21 protein-coding genes and 1 tRNA gene are annotated in these 22,755 nt (G+C 61.7%); 7 read left to right on the forward strand and 15 right to left on the reverse strand.

The features are described 5' to 3' along the window. Positions 1-2: 2 nt before the first annotated feature. The 4 genes from LOY45_RS19200 to LOY45_RS19215 are packed head-to-tail and all read right to left on the reverse strand — an operon-like array spanning position 3 to position 4,979. The gene (locus LOY45_RS19200; protein WP_134061751.1) at positions 3-1,301 is read right to left on the reverse strand and encodes an HlyD family type I secretion periplasmic adaptor subunit; all 1,299 of its coding nucleotides are present in this window, start codon (positions 1,299-1,301) and stop codon (positions 3-5) included. Next, positions 1,298-3,040, reverse strand: coding sequence for a type I secretion system permease/ATPase (locus LOY45_RS19205; protein WP_115085883.1), 1,743 nt, complete (start codon positions 3,038-3,040; stop codon positions 1,298-1,300). The genes LOY45_RS19200 and LOY45_RS19205 overlap by 4 nt, the downstream gene beginning before the upstream one ends. Before the next feature lie 49 nt (positions 3,041-3,089). Then, complete coding sequence (locus LOY45_RS19210) at positions 3,090-3,464, reverse strand: AprI/Inh family metalloprotease inhibitor (protein WP_115085882.1); 375 nt, start codon at positions 3,462-3,464, stop codon at positions 3,090-3,092. A gap of 51 nt (positions 3,465-3,515) precedes the next feature. Further along, a complete protein-coding gene (locus LOY45_RS19215; RefSeq protein WP_258578183.1) occupies positions 3,516-4,979 on the reverse strand; it encodes a serralysin family metalloprotease in 1,464 nt (487 codons plus the stop codon). A 460-nt stretch (positions 4,980-5,439) separates the two neighbouring features. On the opposite strand from LOY45_RS19215, the gene LOY45_RS19220 reads away from it, so the two are divergent. Further along, complete coding sequence (locus tag LOY45_RS19220; protein ID WP_115085880.1) at positions 5,440-5,820, forward strand: hypothetical protein; 381 nt, start codon at positions 5,440-5,442, stop codon at positions 5,818-5,820. Between the two features lie 224 nt (positions 5,821-6,044). Further along, complete coding sequence (locus tag LOY45_RS19225) at positions 6,045-8,174, forward strand: TonB-dependent siderophore receptor (protein ID WP_258578185.1); 2,130 nt, start codon at positions 6,045-6,047, stop codon at positions 8,172-8,174. 247 nt (positions 8,175-8,421) lie between these two features. Here the strand turns inward: LOY45_RS19225 and LOY45_RS19230 are convergent, their stop codons facing one another. Both LOY45_RS19230 and LOY45_RS19235 read right to left on the reverse strand, forming a co-directional pair. After that, entirely contained in the window at positions 8,422-8,937 is a 516-nt protein-coding gene (locus LOY45_RS19230) for a DUF6630 family protein (protein ID WP_115085878.1), read from the reverse strand. A 71-nt stretch (positions 8,938-9,008) separates the two neighbouring features. Then, positions 9,009-9,098: transfer RNA gene (locus LOY45_RS19235), tRNA-Ser, on the reverse strand. A gap of 290 nt (positions 9,099-9,388) precedes the next feature. Between LOY45_RS19235 and LOY45_RS19240 the strand changes: the two genes are divergently transcribed. The 3 genes from LOY45_RS19240 (at position 9,389) to LOY45_RS19250 (ending at position 11,960) form a co-directional block, all read left to right on the forward strand. Next, on the forward strand, positions 9,389-10,078 hold the full coding sequence (locus tag LOY45_RS19240; RefSeq protein ID WP_115085877.1) for a crotonase/enoyl-CoA hydratase family protein: 690 nt from the start codon (positions 9,389-9,391) through the stop codon (positions 10,076-10,078). A 122-nt stretch (positions 10,079-10,200) separates the two neighbouring features. Then, positions 10,201-10,923, forward strand: coding sequence for a lysophospholipid acyltransferase family protein (locus LOY45_RS19245; RefSeq protein WP_115085876.1), 723 nt, complete (start codon positions 10,201-10,203; stop codon positions 10,921-10,923). A 65-nt stretch (positions 10,924-10,988) separates the two neighbouring features. After that, positions 10,989-11,960 carry a magnesium and cobalt transport protein CorA gene (locus LOY45_RS19250; RefSeq protein ID WP_115085875.1) on the forward strand — a complete coding sequence of 324 codons (972 nt, stop codon included), beginning with the start codon at positions 10,989-10,991 and terminating at the stop codon, positions 11,958-11,960. 9 nt (positions 11,961-11,969) lie between these two features. Here the strand turns inward: LOY45_RS19250 and LOY45_RS19255 are convergent, their stop codons facing one another. Then, positions 11,970-12,698 (reverse strand): amidotransferase, encoded by a 729-nt coding sequence (locus LOY45_RS19255; RefSeq protein ID WP_115085874.1) that lies wholly within the window; start codon positions 12,696-12,698, stop codon positions 11,970-11,972. 548 nt (positions 12,699-13,246) lie between these two features. On the opposite strand from LOY45_RS19255, the gene LOY45_RS19260 reads away from it, so the two are divergent. Next, complete coding sequence (locus tag LOY45_RS19260; RefSeq protein ID WP_115085873.1) at positions 13,247-14,047, forward strand: cytochrome c; 801 nt, start codon at positions 13,247-13,249, stop codon at positions 14,045-14,047. Between the two features lie 3 nt (positions 14,048-14,050). Here the strand turns inward: LOY45_RS19260 and LOY45_RS19265 are convergent, their stop codons facing one another. The 7 genes from LOY45_RS19265 to LOY45_RS19295 form a co-directional block, all read right to left on the reverse strand. Beyond that, the gene (locus tag LOY45_RS19265) at positions 14,051-14,848 is read right to left on the reverse strand and encodes a transglutaminase family protein (RefSeq protein WP_115085872.1); all 798 of its coding nucleotides are present in this window, start codon (positions 14,846-14,848) and stop codon (positions 14,051-14,053) included. Next, a complete protein-coding gene (locus LOY45_RS19270) occupies positions 14,845-15,795 on the reverse strand; it encodes an alpha-E domain-containing protein (RefSeq protein WP_045195278.1) in 951 nt (316 codons plus the stop codon). Before LOY45_RS19270 ends, LOY45_RS19265 begins: the two co-directional genes overlap by 4 nt. Positions 15,796-15,798: 3 nt before the next feature. Beyond that, the gene (locus tag LOY45_RS19275; RefSeq protein ID WP_115085871.1) at positions 15,799-17,208 is read right to left on the reverse strand and encodes a circularly permuted type 2 ATP-grasp protein; all 1,410 of its coding nucleotides are present in this window, start codon (positions 17,206-17,208) and stop codon (positions 15,799-15,801) included. Positions 17,209-17,417: 209 nt separating this feature from the next. Then, positions 17,418-17,750: a ribonuclease E inhibitor RraB gene (locus LOY45_RS19280; protein WP_010226349.1), complete on the reverse strand. Its 333-nt coding sequence runs from the start codon at positions 17,748-17,750 to the stop codon at positions 17,418-17,420. A 186-nt stretch (positions 17,751-17,936) separates the two neighbouring features. Continuing rightward, positions 17,937-18,173: a hypothetical protein gene (locus LOY45_RS19285; RefSeq protein WP_115085870.1), complete on the reverse strand. Its 237-nt coding sequence runs from the start codon at positions 18,171-18,173 to the stop codon at positions 17,937-17,939. Between the two features lie 73 nt (positions 18,174-18,246). After that, on the reverse strand, positions 18,247-19,650 hold the full coding sequence (locus LOY45_RS19290) for a hypothetical protein (RefSeq protein WP_134061741.1): 1,404 nt from the start codon (positions 19,648-19,650) through the stop codon (positions 18,247-18,249). A 59-nt stretch (positions 19,651-19,709) separates the two neighbouring features. After that, complete coding sequence (locus tag LOY45_RS19295; protein WP_115085868.1) at positions 19,710-21,785, reverse strand: LTA synthase family protein; 2,076 nt, start codon at positions 21,783-21,785, stop codon at positions 19,710-19,712. A gap of 185 nt (positions 21,786-21,970) precedes the next feature. Here LOY45_RS19295 and LOY45_RS19300 point away from each other — a divergent pair, with 185 nt between their 5' ends. Next, positions 21,971-22,444 carry a methylated-DNA--[protein]-cysteine S-methyltransferase gene (locus LOY45_RS19300; protein WP_258578188.1) on the forward strand — a complete coding sequence of 158 codons (474 nt, stop codon included), beginning with the start codon at positions 21,971-21,973 and terminating at the stop codon, positions 22,442-22,444. Between the two features lie 33 nt (positions 22,445-22,477). Here the strand turns inward: LOY45_RS19300 and LOY45_RS19305 are convergent, their stop codons facing one another. Continuing rightward, complete coding sequence (locus tag LOY45_RS19305) at positions 22,478-22,669, reverse strand: PLDc N-terminal domain-containing protein (protein ID WP_045195289.1); 192 nt, start codon at positions 22,667-22,669, stop codon at positions 22,478-22,480. Between the last annotated feature and the right edge of the window lie 86 nt (positions 22,670-22,755).

The following is a 22,755-nucleotide window of genomic DNA, read 5'->3' on the forward strand; positions in this document are numbered from 1 at the left end:
CCTTATTGTTCGGTCAACGCGGTGCCTGCCCGGTCGAGCAGGGGTTTGAACAGGTAATTGAGCATCGAGCGCTCGCCGGTACGCACGAACAGTTCGGCGGGCATGCCCGGTTTGATTACCAAGCCGTTGAGGCGCGCCAGTGCCTGTTCGCTGACCGTGCTGCGCAGGACGTAGTACGGCTGGCCGGTCTTGTCGTCGAGCAGCTGGTCGGCGGAAATCAGCGCCACCTCGCCCGCTACCCGCGGCGTGCTGCTCTGGTTGAAGGCGGTGAAGAGGATATCCACAGGCAGCTGCACCGCGACTTTATCCACAAGGTTGACCGGCAGGCGCCCTTCGACTTCCAGAGCAGTGCCCTGGGGGACCACCTCAAGCAAGGTTTCACCGGCGCGCACCACCGCGCCCTCGGTATGCACGCCGAGGTTGACCGCGATGCCGTCGGCCGGGGCAAGAATCTCGCTGTGCTGCAGGTCGAAACCAGCCGAGGTCAGTTGCTGCTCCAAGGTCACGCTTTTCAGTTGCGCCTCGGCCAGCTGGCTGCGCACCTCTTTCTGGTATTCCTCGCGGCGTTGCTGCAGGTTGAGCCGCGACTCGACGATGCCCTGCTCAAGCCGTGCGCTATCGCCGCTGTTCTGCGCCAGGTCACGCTGGACCTGGGACAACTGCCGCTGATACTCCAGCAAGCGGTTGCGCGGAATGTAACCCTGGCTGGCCAGCGGCTTGAGGTTCTCCAGTTGCTCACGCAATGAATCGGCCTGGGCCTGCAGGTCGCCACGGGCGCGGCGCATGCCGGCCAACTGGGCGACTGCACCGTCGATACTCGCGGTCAGCCCCGCCTGTTCGCGGGCCTGGGCATCACGGCGGCTGCTGAATAGCTGACGCTGGCTCTCCAACACCAGGCTCAACTGCGGGTCGGGATTGTTGCTGAGCTCGGCCGGGAAGACGATTTCGCCGAGGTTATCGCGCTCGCTCTGCCAGCGCGCCAGGCTGGCCCAGGCCAGCCGGTACTGGGCCTGCAGCGATTGCACATCGGCCTGGACCTGAGTCTGGTCGAGGCGAAACAGCGGCTGCCCCTGCTTAACAATTTGGCCTTCACTGACCAGGATGCGGCTGACCACGCCACCGGCCAGGGACTGCACCGCCTTGCGCTTGCCGGATACCACCACCGTGCCCTGCACGGCGATGCCTTGATCGAGCGGTGCCAGGGTTGCCCAGGCAATGAAGCCGCCAAAGCCGACCAGGGTCAGCAGCCAGCCCAGTCGCACGTAAAAACGCGCGCCGCGGCCTTTATCTACCTGACTCATACGCCACCTCCGGTTGCCAGCGCGGCATTGGCGGGTTGACGTTGGGCCTGTTCCTGGGCGCGGCTCAGGGCCTGCATCACGTCATGCGCCGGCCCAAAGGCCTGCATCCGGCCCTCGCTGAGCACCAGCAGCTTGTCGGCCTGGGCAAGGGCTGCCGAGCGGTGGGTGACCAGTACCACGGTGCGGCCCTGGGCTTTCATCTGCGCAATGGCGGTGGCCAGCGCCGCCTCGCCACTGGTGTCGAGGTTGGAATTGGGTTCGTCGAGCACGATCAGGCTCGGCCCGCCGTAGAGGGCTCGGGCCAGGGCGATGCGCTGTTTCTGCCCGCCGGACAGGTCGCCGCCGTCTTCGCCCAGACGCGTGTCATAGCCTTGCGGCAGGCGCAGGATCAGCTCATGCACGCCGGCCTGGCGCGCGGCCTCGACCACCTTGTGGCCATCCAGATCGGCAAACCGGGCAATGTTCTCGGCAATGCTGCCGCGCAGCAGTTCGATGTTCTGTGGCAGGTAACCGATATGCGGGCCCAGGGCCTCGCGATCCCAGCGGTGCAGGTCGGCGCCGTCCAGGCGCACGGTACCGCCCAGGGTCGGCCAGACGCCAACCAGCACCTTGGCCAGGGTCGACTTGCCCGAGCCGGAGGTTCCCAAAACGCCGAGCACTTCCCCGGCGCCAAGGTTGAAACTGATCTGCTGCAAGGTGGCCACACGCTTGCCGGGCGGCCCGGCGCTGACCTGCTCGAAACCCAGGCGCCCGCTTGGCGCCGGCAAGGCCATCGGTGCTGGCGGTTCAGGAAACTCGCGCAACAGACCATCGAGACGCTGATAGGCCATGTGCGCCCCGCTCCACTGCTTCCACACCGCAATCAGCTGATCGATCGGGCTAAGTACCCGCCCCATGAGGATAGAGCCGGCGATCATCATGCCCGGGGTCATCTGCCCCTCGATCACCAGCAAGGCGCCCAGCCCCAGCACCAGCGATTGCAGGCACAGGCGCAGCGACTTGCTGACCGCGGTGATCACTGCCGACGTATCGCTGGCCTGGTTCTGCAAGGTCAGAAAGCGCGAATGCAAGGCGAACCAGCGCTGGCGCAAGGCACCGAGCATGCCCATGGCCTGGATGCTCTCGGCGTTGTGCAACTGGCTGCTGGCCAGGTGCGTGGACTGCTGCTGGAAACCGCTGGCTTCGACCAGCGGCTTGTGGGTCAGGCGTTCGTTGAGCACCGCCAGGGCAATCAACAGCAACGCCCCGGCACAGGCCATGACGCCCAGCCAGACGTTGAACAGAAAAATCACCGCCAGATAAATCGGAAACCAGGGCGCGTCAAAGAAGGCGAACAACGCCGGGCCGGTGACAAATTGCCTCACCTGGGTCAGGTCGTTAAGTGCTTGCCCTGCCTGGCCATCGCCCTGACGCAAGTTGCGCTCGAAGGCGGCCCGGTACACGTTCAGGTTGAAGCCCTGTTCCAGCTGGTTGCCGACACGGATAACAATGAAACTGCGGATTGCTTCCAGCGCACCAATAAACACAAAGAAACCGACCACCATCAAGGTCAGCATCCACAGGGTTGTTTCGTTTTGCGAAGAAAGTACCCGATCATACACTTGCAGCATATAAATCGAGGGCACCAGCATGAGGAGATTAATCAACGCGGTAAAACAACCCACACTCAGAAGCGTGGACTTGTGATCTGCCAGTGCTGCCCACAAGGGCGCACCGGCCTTATTAGTCGGCCTGTTCATTGTCCGCCTTTCTATCCCTGAAAAATCGGCAATTGCCTACAAGGTTTTATTATTTATTCTTACGTTCCAATAACAGTGTCTTTCCGCTCGCTGAAGTCCATTTGAAGATACCGGGCTTATAACGGTTGAAGTGCACCAATGCAGTGCCGCTGCCGCCCATCAAGGCCAGGGTATCGGGAGTCGGCAGCCAGCCGCCGGGACGCGCGCCGATCAGCCCTTCCACGCAATCCAGATCGCCGTGCAAGGTTTGCGTTTCTTCCAGGTGCAGCTCGCAACCCGCTGCCGGATCTGCTTCGGGGTAAAGCGTCCATTCACCGGCCAGTTGCGCAGGAGTGGGGAGTATCAGGCTGCTTGCCATACCGACCTCGGTCATCAACATCAGGGGAATCGCGCCGAGCGCGATCATTCGCTTGAAAGCCATCATCTGCCCGCCTCAGAAAAAGCGGCGCATGAGCGCCGCCCTTTCAGGTTGCTATCAGACCACGATATCCGTGGCGACTGCCTGACCTACAGTAGTCACCAGGAAATCAGACAGGCTGTTGCCGGTGAAGTCGATCGACAGGCTACCGAGGTTGCTTGCCTGATCGAAGCTCAGTACCGCCTCGCCGGCATGCCCGGTAAAGGCATCAACGAACTGCAGCGGCAGCTTGTTGACAGCAAAGGCCGAGATGGCCGACAGATCGATCTTGTCCTGACCGCTGACAAAATCCATGATCCGGTCGGGATTGCTCGGGGTCGAATCGCTGCTGGCAGCGAAGACGAAGGTGTCGGAACCGGCACCACCCCAGAGTTTGTCGCCACCACCGGCGCCGTAGATGATGTCGTTGCCGGCACCACCCTTGAGCTCGTTGGCCACGGCGTTGCCGATCAGCAGGTCATTGCCCGAACCGCCGATGGCGTTCTCGACAATCGAGCCCTTGGCAATGGAAATGTTGCCAATCATGCCGCCAACGTCGGAGAACGACGCGTCATTTAGGTTGATCTTCTGGTTTTGGGTAAAACCGGAGAAGTCCAGGGTATCGTTGCCGCCACCGTCCCACACCGAGAAGACGATTTTCGACGAGGCCGAGGTGGCCGAGTAGAAATCGCGGTCGGCGGTGGAGTTGAAGCCGTATACGGTATCGCCGGAGCGGGTCGCGTAGTTGGCACCGTAGAGTTTCTGGATCGCCGCGATGTCATCCATCAGTGGCGCCGAGGAGTACACCTGCACGCCGCCCTTGGTGAAGTTCTGGCTGGTGTTGCTCTCGCCCCAGTAGCTCATGACGCTGTAGCCACGGGTATCCTGGCCGTAGGTTGCATCGGCGTAGGTTGGGTAGCCTTCCCCGGCGTTGTAGTCGCCCGGGTGGGACAGACCGAGCACGTGGCCGATCTCGTGGGTCAGGGTCTGGCGGCCGTAGTTGCCGTTCTCCGGGTTGACGTTGGCCTGGTACTGGTTGTTGATCAGGTACCAGGATTCACCCTTGTGCGAACCCGGGCGGTCGAACGGCAGATAGGCAAATGCCGCGCCACCGGTGCTGCCGTCGCTGTAGTTGCCGAAGGTCATGTGACCGTCGCCGCCTGACGCACCTTCCTTGAAGGTCACCTTGGCCACGTCTGCCCAGGACTGCATGGACAGTTTGGCCTGAGCCTTCTGCTGGCCGGAAAAGGCGCTGAACGAGCCCAGTTCCTGACTGTCGAAGCCAACAGGTGCCTTGGTCAGGAAGGTATAGGTCAGGTTGATGGTGCCGTCCTTGTTCAGGTCCTTCCAGGCGGCGCCATCGCGCAGCAACTGGGTAGCGGCCTGGTCGACCGAGAACGAAGGTTTGCCATTGACTGTCGCACTGCCGCCGCGATCATATTGATGGCCGAAACTATTGATCAGGCTGTAAGCGGAACTTGCACCGTGCGGTTGCAATACAGAGCCAGCTGAAACAATAGCGCTTTCTTTGACTTTCGACATACAGACACTTCCTTGTTTACAAAAAAGCAGTTGTTGTCCGACAGGACGCTCCCGCGGCGAGATCGTCCCATCACTCGCCTGAATGAGGCGGGGAAAAACTGACACACCAGGAATTGAACTGTCCAGCTTTTTTTGACGCCAATTTTCAATAACACTACTTGTTTATTGTCCTACAATTCAGAAGCCTTGATTTAGCGCCCTCCGCAACAATTTGCGCAAACGGTGATATATCGAGCCCAACTAAAATCGCGCCCATAGACGAAAGTCGACCGAGCAGCTTTAGTTGAGAAACCGAACTTTAATTATAAGAATGCGACATGCCGTTATCCTTCAGCGGATCTACGTCTTTACTTTTTTGCGACAACTCGGCGGTGACCCTCCGTCGCCTAGCCATTGACTTGTGCCGAACCCTGGCGCTGAGTAGGGATTGGTCAATAGCCCTTTCAACCTGGACGCCACTATGACAAGACTCACGGTTCAATCCGGCGATTTCTTGCAAGGTGAAGGCGAGTACCGCAACGGATCGCTCACACTCAAGACCGCCCGCAGCCCTTCACCCGGCGAGAAGATCGCCCTTACCCGCATTTCCGATCTGATCGTTGCCAATCAGGAATCCAGTCGCAGCCTCAGCAGTGCGCTTGGCTGGGGCATGGCCGGCGCCCTGGTGGCGGGTCCGGTCGGCCTGATCGCCGGCCTCTGGCTAGGTGGCAAGGAAGAAGAGGTGACCTTCCTGGCCACGTTCAAAGATGGTCGCAAGCTGATGGCCATCACCGACAAGAAGACCTGGTCGAAAATCGACGGCAACTGGCGGCGACACGCCCAGACGGCGGCGAACGGGTGAATCCGCGCCGCCCTCGCTCGTACAGAGCAGTAGAAGCCGATTGAAAACAGGGGCACCGCCAGCCGGTCGCCCCTGCTAAGATTGCGCCCCCGCCTGCCCGGCGCAATACCGGGCGGGTTACCAGTGCCCGGGCTAGTCCCCCTCTACCCATCGGGCAAAAAGCCCTATCGGACAGCAGCCGATCAATAACGGCGCGTCCGCGTTCGCCTTCAAGGAGCTCCTGCATGACCTTGCCCCGCCCTCGCCTGTCCCTGCACCTGCTCGGCCTGAGCCTGGCAATGCCGGCCTCGCACAGCCTGGCCCAGGACAGCATCACCCTGGCGCCGGTGCAGGTATCGGAGGCCTACAGCGAGGGCTATCAGGCCCGGGAAGCCGCGGTCGGCGGCTGGCAGCCAGCGCCGCTCCTGGATACTCCGGCATCGATTGCAGTGTTCAGCGAGCAATTGCTGGCTGATCGTCAGGTGCGCAAGCTCAGCGAAGTGCTGCAAAGCGATGCCTCGGTGGGCGAAAGCTACGCACCGATCGGCTACTACGAGAACTTCAATGTACGCGGCTTTGAACTCAATGCCGCCAGCAGCTACAAGATCAACGGCCAGACCATCGCCGGTGAGCAGAACGTGGCACTGGAGAACAAGCAGCAGGTCGAGTTGCTCAAGGGCCTCTCGGGCTTGCAGAGCGGCGTGTCGGAACCGGGCGGGCTGATCAACTACGTGACCAAGCGCCCGGAGGATGTGCGCACGGTCACGGTGTCGAGCAACGAGCAGGGTGAACGCTACATTGCGACCGACCTGGGCGGCTGGTTCGGCAGCGAACGCCAGTTCGGCCTGCGCGCCAACCTGGCCCACGAAGACATCCGCTCCTACGTCGATCACGCTGACGGCAAGCGCGACTTCGCGTCCCTGGCCTTCGACTGGCAAATCAACCCCGATGCGGTGCTGCAACTGGATGCCGAGTACCAGCAGCGTGAACAGCGTTCGGTGCCGGGCTATCAGTTGCTGGGCGGCAACAGCCTGCCCCACGGCATCGACCCGCATGACCGCCTGGCCTACCAGCACTGGGCCAACCCGGTAACGATCGACTCGCTGAACCTTGGCGGGCGCTTCGAGTATCGCTTCAGCGACAACTGGACGGGCAGCGTCAGTGCTTCGCGCAGCAAGGTGGTGATCGATGACTACAGTTCGTTTGCCTGGGGCTCCAGCGAAGGCGCCTACTTCAGCGAGGCAGGCGACTATGACATCTACGACTACCGCAGCCCTGACGATACCCGCCGCACAGATGAGGCACAGGGGGCGCTCAATGGCCGCTTCGATACCCTGGGCATGGGGCATGAGCTGACCATCGGCGCCAGCGCCCAGCGCCGTACGCTCGACCAGCGCCCTTACTTCAACGAGTGGATCGGCAGCGGCAACATCTATCAACAAACGCCGGCGCTGGAGCCGTCCGAGAAGACCCCGGGCCACAGCACCCGCAGGCTCGACAGCCGCCAGTACGGGATATTCGCCAGCGACCGGATCAGCTTCAACGAACAATGGCAGACCGTGCTGGGCGCGCGCCTGGTGCGTCTGGATGAGAAGACCTTTGCCGAAGATGGCAGCCCAGGCCGCCATTCCCGCGACTATCAACTGCTGCCCAATGCCGCGCTGATCTACAAGCCGCGCCCGGATATCTCCCTGTACACCAGCTATAGCAAGGGCCTGTCATCCGGTGGCACGGCGCCGTGGTTCGCCACAAACACTGCCGAGATTCTTGCGCCGACCCTGTCCCACCAACTGGAAGTCGGCATCAAGCGCGACTGGCAACGCCTGAGCCTGAGCGCAGCCTTGTTCCAGCTGCGTCAGGCCTACCAGTATTCGCAACCTGACGGCGCAGGCAATTTCACTTATGTACAGCAAGGCCAGCAAAAGAACATAGGCCTGGAACTGGGCGCCAGCGGTTGGCTCACCTCCAACCTGCAGATCAATGCCAGCGCTGCGGCAATCCGTGCACGGGTCAAGAACAGCGGCACGGCTGACTACGAAGACCATCAGGCGCTGAACGTGCCGAATTTTCGCGCCGCCATTCAGGCCGACTACAGCCTGCCGATCCCGGGCCTGGCCCTGCTCGGAGGCGCCCGCTACAGCGCCAGCAAATACGCCAACCAGGCCGGTACGGTGGAGGTCGGCAGCTATGCGGTTGTCGATCTGGGGAGCCGCTACAGCACCAAGGTTGGCGGCTATGACACAGTGCTGCGGCTGATGGTGGATAACGTCTTCGACAAGCGCTACTGGCGCGATGCCGGCGAGTATCTGGGGGATGGTTATCTGTTTCAGGGGGCGCCACGGACAGCGCGGGTTTCGGCTTCTGTGAGTTTCTGAGGCCCTCATCGCGGGTCTGTGGGAGCTGGACTTGCCAGCGATCGAGCGCGAAGCGGTCGTAATCCAGGCAGCGCATGATGTGCTGGCTGCACTGGCCCCATCGCTGGCAAGCCAGCTCCCACAATGAATCTGCGTACGCCGCCGGACCTGTGGGAGCTGCGCGAAGCGGTCGTAGTCCAGGCAGCACCTGATGTGCTGACTGCACTGACCTCATCGCTGGCAAGCCAGCTCCCACCAAGCACCGCCGTCAGAATGGTTCGCTACCCTCGCGAATTTCCACTTCCAGCACCTCACCCAACGCAACCAGCTGCGCCGCCACGTCCCTGGTGGTGATGAAGCCACTGTAGCAGTCACTGTCGGTGGACCAGTTCCACAGCACCAGGCCCTGCTTGTGCAGTTCGTCGTGGGCCGTGACCATCAGCTCGGGCACCGTGGTGTCGTCGAGGAAGTCTTCATCCTCCGCATCTTCAACACCGAAGGTAACCTCGGCATCACGCGCCTCGGCCAACTGCCGCACGCTCTGCACAAACGACTCGGTGTCCTTCCAGTCGACGAAATACACCGATTCCCAGTCAGCCACATCCTTGACGATCCACATCAACTGCTGCGGGTCGTCCTCGAACTCTTCGACCTCATCTTCATCCAGCTCGATTTCGCGCAGCGCCTGAATGTGCTGGCGGGTCATCTCGGCCGATGGGCTGATCAGGGCCAACAACTGCTCGGCGGCGAGAATCTGCTGCTTGCTGAATACTTCTTTGAGCATCTGAAACATCCTTTTTCATGGGCAAAACAAAAAGCCCCCGGCCTTGTTCAGGTCGGGGGCTTTTCTAGATGTGGCGGTGAAGAAGGGATTCGAACCCTTGATACAGTTTCCTGTATACACACTTTCCAGGCGTGCTCCTTCAGCCACTCGGACACTTCACCGGTTCTCGCCAAGCAGTTCAGCCTGTCGAGGCGCGCTAATGTAGTCGAAAGAGGTTCTGATGGCAAAGGTTTTTTTCAGAATATTCATGCGCTTAAGCCATTTAATCAAAAAACCCCGGCACAGAGGGCAAAGCCGCCATTCTCTGGCGTGCTTTGGCAGCCCGGATTAACGCACTCCCGTCAGGACGAGCAAGCGGACCTGCAAGCTGACCGGTCAGTCAGTCACAGCGCTTTACCTCGGGCACTTGCCTGAGTAACGTCTGCCCCACTCCCCCTTAAGGAACCCTGTCATGAGTGAGCTGATTACCTACCACCTCGAAGACGGCATTGCGACCCTGACCCTGAACAACGGCAAGGTCAACGCTATCTCGCCCGACGTCATCAAGGCCTTCAATGCCGCCCTCGACCAGGCCGCGCAGGACCGCGCGGTGGTAATCATCACCGGCCAGCCGGGCATTCTCTCCGGCGGCTACGACCTGAAGGTCATGACCGCAGGCCCGAAAGAAGCCGTCAGCCTGGTCACCGCAGGCTCCACCCTGGCCCGACGCATGCTCTCGCACCCGTTCCCGGTCATCGTTGCCTGCCCGGGCCACGCGGTGGCCAAAGGCGCATTCCTGCTGCTCTCGGCCGACTACCGCATCGGCGTCGAAGGCCCGTTCAGCATTGGCCTCAATGAAGTGCAGATCGGCATGACCATGCACCACGCCGGCATCGAACTGGCCCGCGATCGCCTGCGCCGCTCGGCGTTCCACCGGTCGGTGATCAATGCCGAGATGTTCGACCCGGCCAGCGCCGTCGACGCCGGTTTCCTCGACAAGGTAGTGCCGGTCGAACAGCTGCAGGAAGCTGCGCTGACAGCGGCCCGCCAGTTGAAGAAGATCAACATGAACGCCCACAAGCACACCAAGCTCAAAGTGCGCAAAGCGCTGCTCGACATCCTCGACGACGCCATCATCCGCGACCAGGAACACCTGGGCTGACCCCCTACCAAGGCCTGATTGCAACTATTTGTGTAATCAGGCCTACCCCACCCCAATGAGCGTTTGCCGATAGAAGTGCACACCCGTACACTGCGCCGCGTTTGCCTGGTGTGAGTCGTACGATGCTTTTTATTATCCGCATGTTCCTGTTGGGGCTGCATTTTCTCCTGGCCGGTGTTCTCGGTGTGCTGGTTGGCCTGTGCCGACCGTTCAACCCGGACAACAGCCGAATCTGTGCACGCCTTTATGGGCTGCCCGCCACCTGGCTGATGCGCCTCGAGATCAAGGCCGAGGTCGGCCCGCTGTTCGATCAGCCGCCGGGCTGCGTGATCATCGCCAACCACCAGTCCAACTACGACCTGTTCGTGCTGGGTCATGTGGTGCCGCGGCGCACCGTGTGCATCGGCAAAAAGAGCCTGAAATGGGTCCCCCTGTTCGGCCAGTTGTTCTGGCTGGGCGGCAACGTGCTGGTCGACCGCGGCAACGCCTACCAGGCGCGCCGGGCAATGCAGACCACCACCCGCACCCTGAGCGAAGACGACACCTCGATCTGGGTGTTCCCCGAAGGCACGCGCAATGCCGGCGAGCACCTGATCACCTTCAAGAAGGGGGCCTTCCACATGGCCGTCGAGGCGGGTGTGCCGATCGTGCCGGTGTGCGTCAGCCGCTATGCCAGCCGCCTGAAGCTCAACGGCTGGCGTCGCAGCAAGGTGATCATCCGTTCGCTGGCGCCGATCGCCACCAGCGGCCTGACCCAGCAGGATGTGCCGGCCCTGGCCGAGCAGTGCCGCCTGCAGATGCAACACTGCATCGATCGCATGGAAGGTGAACTGGCCCAGGCGTGAACGGTTGCCGAATCGTGCCGGTCAGACCAAGCTACTGGCACGGTTAACAGAAGAAGTGGACAACCATGGGTCGAGTCGTTGCGGCGGCGGTGTACAGCGCCGGCAGAAAAGTCACCAATATCAGCCTCGATGAAGGCAGCCAATGGGCAAGCAAACCCGGTCATTTCGTCTGGATCGGCCTGGAAGAGCCCAACGCCCAGGAGCTGGCCAACCTGCAGCGCCAGTTCAACCTGCATGAACTGGCCATCGAGGACGCGCTGGAAAAGCACAGCCGGCCCAAGCTCGAGACCTTTGGCGACGCCCTGTTCATCGTCACCTACTCGCCGGTGCGCCACGAAGGCAAACTGGAGTTCATCGAAACCCATATCTTCGCCGGCAATGGCTACATCATCACCGCGCGTAACGGTCACTCGAAATCCTATGCCCTGGTGCGCCAGCGCTGCGAAGCGCGGCCGCTGCTGCTCGAACACGGTGAGGACTTCGTGCTCTACGCCCTGCTCGACTTCGTCACCGAGAACTACCAACCGGTCAGCGAAGCCATTCATGGCGAGATCGAGGAGCTGGAGCAAAGCGTGCTCAGCGGTTCGCTCAAGGAAGAGGACATCCAGCGCATCCACAGCCTGCGCCGCGACATCCTGCGCCTGCGCCGCTACGTGGCACCGATGGTCGAGGTCAGCGAAGAGCTGCAGCGCCTGACCTTCCCTTTCATCGACAAGAACATGCGCCCGTATTTTCGCGATGTGCAGATCCACGTCACCCGACAGATGGAAGACCTGGCCGGGATTCGCGATATCGCCAGCCAGACCATCGAGATCGGCATGTTGCTGGAGTCGTCACGCCAGAGCATCGTGCAGCGCAAGTTCGCCGCCTGGGCGGCGATCCTGGCATTTCCCACGGCGGTGGCGGGGATCTACGGGATGAACTTCCAGAACATGCCGGAACTGACCTGGCATTACGGCTACTTTGCCGTGCTGGGCGGGATCGCCGTGGGCTGCACGGCGCTGTATGCCAGCTTCAAGCGCTCCGGCTGGCTGTAACGGCAGGCCTCAGGCCGAGCTGCCCTGAGGTTTGTGCGCCACAAAGCGCATCATCCATTCGGCCACCGTGCTGCCCTGGTGCTCGTGCGCCAGGCTGTCGATGCCCTTGCGGTACACCTCCTGGCCAAGGTTGTGCTGGCGCAGCTCGAGCAGCGCCCGCGAATAGTCGTGAATGAATTCCGGGTGGCCCTGGAAGCACAGCACCTGGTCACCGATGTGATAGGCCGCGTTGGGACAGAAATCGCTGGAGGCAATCACCGTGGCGTTTTCCGGCAAGCGGGTGACCTGGTCCTGATGGCTGATCAGCAGGGTCAGTTCTTCAACCTGTGGGCTCATCCACGGCGCCTTGGCGTTCATCACATAACGGTGGGTACCCACCCCCCAGCCCTGATGCGCGCGCTCGCTCTTGCCGCCCAGCAGCAGCGCCAGCAACTGATGACCAAAACAAACGCCGAGTAGTTTGTCGCCACGCTGGTAGCGCTCCAACAGGAACGTCTTGAGCTTCTGAATCCACGGATCATCACCGAACGAGTCGGCCTTGCTGCCAGTGACCAGGTAGGCATCGAACACCTGGTCATCATCGGGGTACTCGTCGTTCAACACGTTGTAGACGCGAAACTCGGCGGCGATTGGCTGGCGGCTGAACAGCTGCTCGAACATCCGTCCGTAGCCCTGATACTGCTCGACCAGCTCCGGTCGCAGGACGTCGGTTTCCAGGATGCAGATGCGTAGCGACATATAAATAGTCCTGAACGACAAAGGCGGGATTGCCCCGTAAAGCCTGCCCCGAATAAGGCGCGCAGGCAAGTATGATGCTCGGACGAACGGTCATCAGTTGTGGATCCACTTGCTGATGTGCTGCAAGCGTCTAGCAAGGGGAATGCTGCAGGATGGCCAAAGGCCTCATAGCCAAAACAACTTGTAACTGAATAAGTACAGATTAAAGCGTTCTAAAACACGGGTGACGTTGACCCTAAGGTTAGCTGTATACCCATTAGCAACGGTTCGCGTCTTAATGCTTCGCTGCGTCAAATCATGTTCGCCAGATCAATGACAAGGAAGCCTCTGGGCACTCAGGAATAACAACAAAAAGGCGGTCAGCCATGTTCAAACAACACAAAGTACGTCAAGCCGGGCTCATTCTTTTCGCCACCACGCTGCTGTTGATCCTGCCGAACCTTTCACGCCTGTTCGGCTGAGCGACATGCCCTCCTCCCATGGTTTGTGCCTGGCACAAGCCGGTTGTGTGCAGGTAATCTGCCGACCTTGATGGTTGGAGACTGCCCATGCGCCATTGCCTTACCTTGCTGCTTGCCCTGCTCTGCCTGCCCCTGCAGGCGGCGCAACTGACCCTGGACCTGGGCACTGGCAGCCGTCAATGGCAGAGCGCCGAGTTACTCAGACATCCGCTGGCGCAGGACATTCAGATCGACAACGATGTTTCCTACAAAAGGACCATGCATTACCGCGCAGTGCCGCTGGCTGCCTTGCTGCAGGGTGTCCAGGCTGAGGATCACCTGCAAGCGGTAGCGCTGGATGGCTTCGCCGCCGAGATGCCGGCCGCGCCTTTGCTCCAGGACGGTCCCGCCCGGGCCTGGCTGGCCATTGAAGACCCCGCACAGCCCTGGCCACCACTGGCCAAGGGCAAACCCGGCGCCGGGCCCTTCTATCTGGTCTGGAGTAACCCGCAAGCCGGGCGCATCAGCCCCGAGCAGTGGCCTTTCCAGGTTGCCAGCATTCGCCGCCTGGCCGCAGTAGCCGAGCGCTTCCCGGCCATGCGCCCGGCGCCCGGCCTGGCGGCCAATGACCCGATCAGTCAAGGCTTTGCCGTGTTCCAGAAGAACTGCCTGGCCTGCCATCGCCTCAACGGCGCCGGTGACGCCCAGTTCGGACCGGACCTGAACCTGCCGCACAACCCGACCGAGTACTTCCAGGCCGATTTTCTCCAGCGCTATATCCGTGACCCGCAAAGCCTGCGCCAGTGGCCCCAGGCGAAGATGCCCGGGTTTACCGAAGCGGTCATCAGCGACGGCGAGCTGGACGCGCTGCTTGCGTACCTGAGCCACATGGCCACGCGCAAACCCTGAGGCTCACTGCTGCTGGGCGTTGAGGGTCGGGGTCACCAGCACCTTGGCGTGCATTTGCTCGAAACCGCCGCCCCGGCGCATGCCGCGCACCGGACAGGCATCCAGGTAGTCCAGGCCCACCGCCAGCTTCAGGTGCCGTTCGGGCCGGGCCAGTTGGTTGGTGACATCAAAGCTGTACCAGGCATCCTCCAGCCAGGCTTCGGCCCAGGCGTGGCTGGCCATTTGCTGGCTGTTGCTGTCGAACAGGTAGCCGGACACGTAACGCGCCGGTACACCCAGGCTGCGCACGCACGCCAGAAAGGCATGGGTGTGATCCTGGCAGACCCCTGCCCCGCCGGCGAAAGCCTGTGCTGCACTGGTGTCTACAGCGGTACTGCCGGGCCGGTAGGCCATGCGCTGATTCAAGGCATTCATCAATTCGATCAACGCCGAGCGGTCACGCCGCTTGCGGCATTGCTGGCTGGCGAAGGCGCGCAGCGCTTCGTCGGCCTCGGTCAGACGGGTGAAGCGCAGGAACGGCAGCGGCGATTGCAGTTCGTGTTCAGCCTCACGGCGTTCATCGATGTCCACCAGCCCGCGAGCGCCGATGACCAGGTCCGAATGCGGCTCCTCCAGGCTCAGCACATGCAGGATGTTGCCGAACGGGTCCAGTTGCGCCCGCACCGGCCGCGGCAGGTCCAGCTGCCAACTGAGCACCTGCTGGCGCTCGCTGTCGTGGGGAGTCAGGCGCAGGTACTGGATGCTGGCGCGAACCTGGTCTTCGTAGTGGTAGGCGGTTTCGTGGCTAATGGTCAGTCTCATACGGCCTCCAGGTAGGCACTGTGAATGGCATTACCCAACTCACGCACCAGCGGAATGTAATGGGTCAACCAGGGGTGCAGGCCCTCGGCGAGGATTTCATCAATCGAGGTGTAGCGCAGGCGTGCGTCCACCTCGGCGGCCAGGCGCTGGGCCGGGCGGCCGTTGCCACCGGGCAGGCTGGCGAGGATCAGGTCGATTTCCTCGGTGCAGGCACGCAGCGAGCGCGGCACGTCGGCGCGCAACAGCAGCAGCTCGGCAACATGGCGGGCGGCCGGTGCATCACGGTAGATCTCGGTGTAGGCCTCGAACGACGACAGCGCACGCAGCAAGGCGCTCCATTGGTAGTAACCCCGCGCCGAACTGTCGCTGACCGCCTCGGCCTCGTCGCCGAGCATTTCGTAGCGGGCATCGAGCAGGCGCAGGGTGTTGTCGGCACGCTCGATGAAGGTGCCCAGGCGAATGAAGCGAAAGGCGTCGTTGCGCATGATGGTGCCGTAGGTGGCCCCCCGGAACAGGTGCGAGCGTTCCTTGATCCACTCGCAGAAACGGCTCATGCCATAGCGGCCCAGGCCCTGCTCGGCAATACCGCGAATCTCGAGCCAGGTGGCGTTGATGTTTTCCCACATGTCGGCGGTAATCCGCCCACGTACTGCATGGGCACTGGCCCGCGCGGCGCCGAGGCAACTGTAGATGCTCGCCGGGTTTTCCGGGTCCAGGGCAAAGAAGTGCAGCAGGCGCTCGGCATGCAACTGGCCGTGGCGCTCCAGGTAATCGTCGAGGGTGCCGGTGATCAGCAGCGGCATGGCCATTTCATCCAGGCCGTCGCCGCGGCCGTCCTGCGGCATCAGCGACAGCGAATAGCTGACATCGAGCATCCGTGCGAGGTTTTCCGCCCGCTCCAGGTAACGCGACATCCAGTACAAATCGGAGGCAGTTCTACTCAACATGACTTAATCCTCAACCACCCAGGTGTCCTTGGTACCGCCGCCCTGGGACGAGTTGACCACCAGCGAACCTTCACGCAGGGCGACCCGGGTCAGGCCGCCAGGCACCACCCGGGTCTCGCGCCCGGACAGCACGAAAGGCCGCAGGTCGATATGCCGCGGGGCAATGCCGTTCTCGACAAAGGTCGGGCAGGTCGACAGCGACAGCGTTGGCTGGGCGATGTAGGCCGCCGGCCGGGCCTTGATCCGTGCGGCAAACGCCTCGATCTCGGCACGGGTGGCCGCCGGACCGACCAGCATGCCGTAGCCGCCGGAACCCTGGGTTTCCTTGACCACCAGTTCCGGCAGGTGCGCCAGCACGTGGGAAAGTTCTTCAGGCTTGCGGCACTGCCAGGTCGGCACGTTCTTCAGGATCGGCTCCTCGTCGAGATAAAAGCGGATCATGTCGGTGACATAGGGGTAGATCGACTTGTCGTCGGCCACGCCAGTGCCAATGGCATTGGCCAGCACCACGTTGCCACAGCGATAGGCCGCCAGCAGCCCGGGCACACCAAGCATCGAATCGGGGTTGAACGCCAGCGGGTCGAGGAAGGCATCGTCCAGGCGCCGGTAGATCACATCCACCGCCTTGGGACCATCGGTGGTGCGCATGAACACCCGCTCATCCCGCACGAACAGGTCGGCGCCCTCGACCAGCTCGACGCCCATCTCGCGGGCGAGGAAGGCGTGCTCGAAGAACGCGCTGTTGAAACGCCCGGGCGTCAGCACCACCACGCTGGGGTTATCCAGCGGGCTGGAACTCTTGAGGGTATCGAGCAACAGGTTGGGGTAATGATCGATGGGGGCGATGCGCTGGGCGGCAAACAGCTCGGGGAACAAGCGCATCATCATCTTGCGGTCTTCGAGCATGTAGCTGACGCCGCTGGGGGTACGCAGGTTGTCTTCGAGCACGTAATAGCTGCCATCGCTGTCACGCACCAGGTCGACCCCGGAAATATGCGAATAGATGTTGCGGTGCAGGTCCAGGCCCTGCATCGCCAGCTGGTACTGGTCGTTGGCCAGGACCTGCTCGGCCGGGATGATCCCGGCGCGGATGATGCGCTGGTCGTGGTACAGGTCGGCGAGAAACAGGTTCAGCGCCTTCACCCGCTGAATGCAGCCACGCTCCACCACCCGCCATTCACTGGCCGGGATGCTGCGTGGGATGGTATCGAAAGGAATCAGGCGCTCGGTGCCCTGCTCGTCGCCATAGAGGGTGAAGGTAATGCCGGCGCGGTGGAACAGCAGGTCGGCTTCACGTCGACGCTGGGCCAGCAGTTCCGGCGGGGTTTCGGCCAGCCAGCGGGCGAACTCCCGGTAGTGCGGACGGACCTGGCCGTCAGCGGCGTACATTTCGTCATAAAAGGTGCGGATCATGCCGAACTCCTTGTCACCCGTGCACCCGAGCCATCGCAAGCCCCGTGCCAGCGGCATAATTCCTTGTTATTCAATAAGTTGCGTTTTAAGCGAAGAACGGCCGCACCAGATCTGTGCAACCGCCCCGGTTGCTTTGACGGCAGCGCTTCATTGCGAAGCGCCGAGCGGCCCACGGCAGACGGCCAGAGCCGCCCTGTGGGACCGTTTGATCAGGCCAGCTGACGCTCCTGCTTGACGCCCCAGCCTTCTATTTCTCCACCCAGCGGGGCAATCACCGCCTCGAAATCCTGTTCGAATTCGCCGATACCGCCATAGGTTGCAAACATCACCTTGCTCAGTTCCAGATGCCAGGCGCCATCATCGCGCTCATGCACTTGGGCACTGAGTGATTCGCCGCGAAACTTTCCTGCCGCTCGCCGCGCCCGTGCCTCGTCCGGAAATACCGCATAAAACTCGATGGGATGAATCTGCGCGAAGTTGAACCCCCCTTCTTTCATCCGACGCAAGACCGTGCTGCTGATGTCCTCGTATTGGCTGCTCATGAATCGTCCTCCTCATTACCGATGGATAGACTTTCAGTGCAAAACGCACCTGCCCGCCACACAAGACGTGCGGGGGCAATTCGAGCTGTTGCGTGACGTGGATCGGCAAGCCCGGACAATCAGAAGAAACTGCCCGACCTTGTCTGCAGCGTAGCGCCTGATTGCCCGGCGTGCCAGCCAGCGGGTTCAGGGGGCTTCAGTGATGGCGGTGATCTCTACCCCGTTCTGCTCTTTCAGCCATTTGGCCGTCGGCGAGGGTGTGCGGCCCTCGAAATCAGTGAGGTCCAGTTCGTCCATGACCGGAAACAGATGGGTACGAATCAGCCGCGCAGCCTCTTCGATGCTCGGCTCAAGCTCTGCGGTGAGAGGCAGCGAGGTACGCTCGCCCTTCTGATCAACAAAAGTAATGACCCAGTCTTTCATTGGACTCTCCTCTGTACCGATGTTCAGGGTGAATCTGGCCTACCTTCCGTTGACCTCGCCGCGGGGTGGTTGTTCAGTCGACTTGCGGCTCAAAGCGATGGCCGCCCGGCAGCGCACGTATGCTTTGCAGCGTGCGCAGGAATTGGTCCCTGGAGGGCTCGAACTGCAGCGGCGGCTCGGAGTGTTCATCGGTCACTCCCAGTACCACGGTGGGCTGGTAGCCGGAGCTCACGGCGCCAGCGACCATCCTGAACGTTTCAGTGGCCGCCGGCTTGAGACTGTCAGGCTCATAGACGCGAAAGCGTGCGCCGCCGAACCTGCCCTTGGCGGCACCGATCCGCACGCTTGAGGGCCCGAACTTATCGACACTGATATGCATCGGAAACGGGTTGACAATCAGTCGATCCAGCAGCATCGGCACCATCTCGACGGCCTTGTCGCTGTCACTGCTCATGCTCAGGCGGTGCAGCAGTTTCGGGTTGTCTGCAGGGTTGAGGCCCAGGGTGATGGCGTGGCGCGGTGTGCCATCGTCGGCAATGAAGCCGAAGGGCACACAGAAGCCGTTGTCCTGGGGAATTTCGTATTGCTTGCGGGTGCGGAACGCGGCCAGCACAGCGCGCGCCCTGGGCTCCAGCCGGGCCAGCGCAGCGGTGTCTGTAGCCGTATTGGCGCCACTGTAGAATTTGAATCGGTAGATGCGTTGATCGCGCCACAGGTAGGCAGTCAGATTACCTTCATACCAGTTTGCAGAGGCGTCCGGCACACCCAGCTCGATAAAGCGCTCATGCTCGTACTCTACATCGGTCGGCCATTGTGCCTGCTCCGCGAAGAAGGCATCGCGCTCGACCTGCAGCTTCGCCACCGGCCGCCCCTCGGCAGTAAATTGCTTGATCATGTCGTCAAGCACCACCAGCTGCGAAGTCACATAGCCTATGCGCTGGAGCTTTTCACGCAAGTCGTAGTACTGATCACTCAGGGCCCTGTAGCGCGCTTCATCGTCACGGCTCGCAGAGATGGCAGCATCCAGCGCCTCCATCTGCGCCTTCACCACCCGCTCCTGCGCCGGGCCACGGGTGAGGCTCTGCACATAGCGGATCTGTTCGTAGAGTGCACGGGTGGTCAACGGGCTGACCTCGATGTCGACCAGAAAGGGCAGCTCGCCGGTCAACCCTTCGCCGTAGGCAATCTGCTTGTCCCCAGGGGTGATCGTGGGGTCGGGGAGATCGAAATTGTAGTATTGCCAGTAACCACTGGAAACGTGCCAGGCAATGTCCTGGGGTACATCGAACTGCACCCGGCCCAAGCATTCGGTGCGCCAGCCGGGGGGCGTCTGGTAATCCGCTGAGGCAACATCGGCCACCGCCAACAGTGAATGGCACAGGCAGGCAAACAACACGAACACTCGCACGCAAAAATCCTTTTTTGATGGGCGCCATTCCAGCCCCCGCTTCCCGAGGCGCGCAATTTGAGCATCCATGGCACAAAAAGCCAAGACCCCGGCAAGCCGGGGTCCTGTTTACAGCGCTAGCAACGACGTTATTCCGGGGTGCCGTGCACTACACCCGCGGTGTTGTCCAGCAAGCTCTTGGTCGCCGTCTGGATGAACGACTCGAGCTTGTGAGTCAGGTCCTTCTGGTCCGGGGCTTCGATCAGCTCGGCCTTGAAGTTGGCGCCCAGCTCGTAGCGGTACATGCGTGGCGACATGTCCTTGGCCTCGATCAGGATGCGATCGCCCTTGACCAGGCCGACGATCTGCTCGCTGCCCGACGGTTTGATCATGCCGAAGCCCGGATCACCGGCCGGCAGGTTGAGCAGGTCACGGCCCCAGCACTGGTGACGGGTTTCGCCGCCCAGGCGGCCCATGATGGTCGGCACGATGTCGATCTGGGTACCCACGGTGTGGTTGACCGCACCGAACTTGTCCTGGATGCCCGGGGCAATCAGCAGCAGCGGCACGTTGAAGCGCCCGAGGTCGAGCTCGGTGACCTGCTGGTGGTTGCCGAAGCCATGGTCGCCAACGATGACGAACAGGGTTTCCTTGAAGTAAGGCTCCTTGCGCGCCTTCTCGAAGAACTGGCCCAGGGCCCAGTCGGAGTAGCGCATGGCGGTCAGGTGCTCGTCCAGGCGGCCCTGGCCTGTGACCTTCTCGACCGGCAGATCCTTCGGCAGCGCATACGGCGTATGGTTGGACAGGGTCTGCAGCAGCGCGTAGATCGGCTTCTTGCCATCGTGCCGGGCCAGCTCTTCGTTACCGCGGTCGAACATGTCCTGGTCGGACACGCCCCAGGTCGGGTCGGAGAACACCGGATCGACGAAGTCGTTACGGCCGATGAAGGTGGTCATGCCCTGGTTGCCGAAGAAACCGGACTGGTTGTCCCAGGCAAAGTCACCGTTGTAGACGTAGACGTCGTCGTAGTCACGGGCGCTGAGCAGCGCCGGCAGGCCTGAAAGCTTGTGGCCGCCTTCCGGGGTCTGCATCAGGTACTCGAAGCCCGGCAGGTTCGGGTAGCAGGCCATGGTGGCGAACATGCCCTGGTGGGTGTGGGTGCCGTTGGAGAAGAAGCGGTCGAACAGCAAGCCCTCTTTCGCCAGTTTGTCGAAGTACGGGGTGATGTTGTTCGGGCTGCCCAGGGCGCCTACCGAATGACCGGCGAAGCTCTCCATGAGGATCACCACGACGTTCTTGATCGGCAGGGTGTTGTCCGCTGGCGGGATGAAATCACGGCGCACCGCAGCGCTGTCGGCATCGACCAGCTTGTCGTTGCCAGTCAGCAGCATGTCGCGCACGGTCTGGGTAGCCAGGCCCTGCTCGATGGTCGACTTCCAGATGTTGGCGCGGTCCTCGCCGAAACGGCTCTTGGCGGCGTCGATCAGGGTCAGGGTACCGTTCAGGCCCAGCTGGTTGACGAAGTTCGAGTCGGTGGTGAAGGCATCGCCCCAACGCATGGGCGGGCCCTGGCGCAGGGTGCCGCGGGCAGCGATGACCGCCACCAGCAGGATCATGAAGAACACCACGCCACGCACATACCAGGGCGCTGCGCTGGCCATCTGGCTTTCATACACGTCATTAGGCCGGGTCAGGCGGTCGATGCCCTTGAACAGCAGGCTCAGCAGCCAGGTGCCAAAGGCCCAGGCCAGCAGGTAGCGCACCACCGGGAAGCCGTACCAGAGCATGCTCAGGACGGTTTTCGGGTCTTCCTTGACGTACTGGAACACCAGGCCGTTGAGGCGCTGGTGGAACTCGCGATAGAAGTCCATCTCCATCAGGCCGAGGAACATGACGATGCTCGAGGCGATGGTCAGCCAGGCCCGGAACAAGCCGCGCGCGGCCATCGCCCGGGTGCTGAGGATTGCCAGCAGCAGCGGAATGCTAAGGTACACCACAACCCGCAGGTCGAAGCGCAGGCCATTGAGGAAACCCTCGGCCACGGTCGACATCGGCGTGTCGCCGATCATGTCGTTGTTGTAGACCAGCAGGGCCAGGCGAACCAGGCTGAGCATCAGCATGATCACCAGACCGCACAGCAGGGTGTAGGCCAGATGCGATTTCAGCGTCGTTTGCAACGGGCGCGATGCAGCCCGCTGTTGACTCAAGGCGTCCGTGGTAGCCATGAATTGGAAGATCCCTAGGGTTCAGGTTCGAGGAAGGCGGTAAAACGAATCGGCAAATGTGCCCTAAACGCGAGCGCGTTGCACGGCCATTCGGCGAACGGATAATTGCGCGCGCAAATTGTCGGCAATCGATTGTGAAAATTTCGTAATAGAATCAGGGTTATCAGCAAAGAGATCATTACGCCATGTTTTATCGCTACCTCCCAAGCCCGCTTGGCCCGCTGCTATTGGCAGGTGACGATCAGGGCCTGCGCATGCTGCACATGGACGCCACTCAACCCTGGGAACTGGCCGAGGACTGGCAGCCGGCCAGCAACCAGCTGGACGATGTGGCGCGCCAGCTGGACCAGTACTTTGCCCGTCAGCGCGAACAATTCGAAGTGCGCCTGGCCCCCCAGGGTACGCCGTTCCAGCGCGAGGTGTGGCAGGCCCTGCAGCGCATTCCCTATGGCACCACCTGCAGCTACGGCGAGCTTGCCCAGGCTATTGGCAACCCCAGATCGGTGCGGGCAGTGGGCACTGCCAATGGTGCCAACCCGATTGCAATCATCATCCCCTGCCATCGAGTGATTGGCAGCAATGGCACCCTCACCGGGTTTGCCGGGGGCATCGAGCGCAAGCAAATCCTGTTGGAACTGGAGGGGACCTGGTTGATCTGAAGATTATCGCGGGGCAAGCCCGCTCCCACAGAGCTACAGCCGCACATTGCCCCGCGGCCCGGCGATCGCCCAGATGATCAGGCCCAGTACCGGCAGCAGCAGAATCAGCAGGATCCAGAGAATCTTGGCGCCACCACTGGCACCGCTCTTGATCACATTGATGATCGCCCAGATGTCCAGGGCGAGGATGATCAGCCCAACCAGGCTATTGAAAGTAGAACCCATGGTGTTGCTCCCTTGATCGAGCCTGCCCCTCAGGATAGCTGGCTATCAGCCCCATAGAGGCGAATCGTTCGCCGCGGCCCTGTAGC

The sequence above is a fragment of the Pseudomonas wadenswilerensis genome (assembly GCF_024749185.1).
In the GTDB taxonomy this organism is placed as follows: domain Bacteria; phylum Pseudomonadota; class Gammaproteobacteria; order Pseudomonadales; family Pseudomonadaceae; genus Aquipseudomonas; species Aquipseudomonas wadenswilerensis.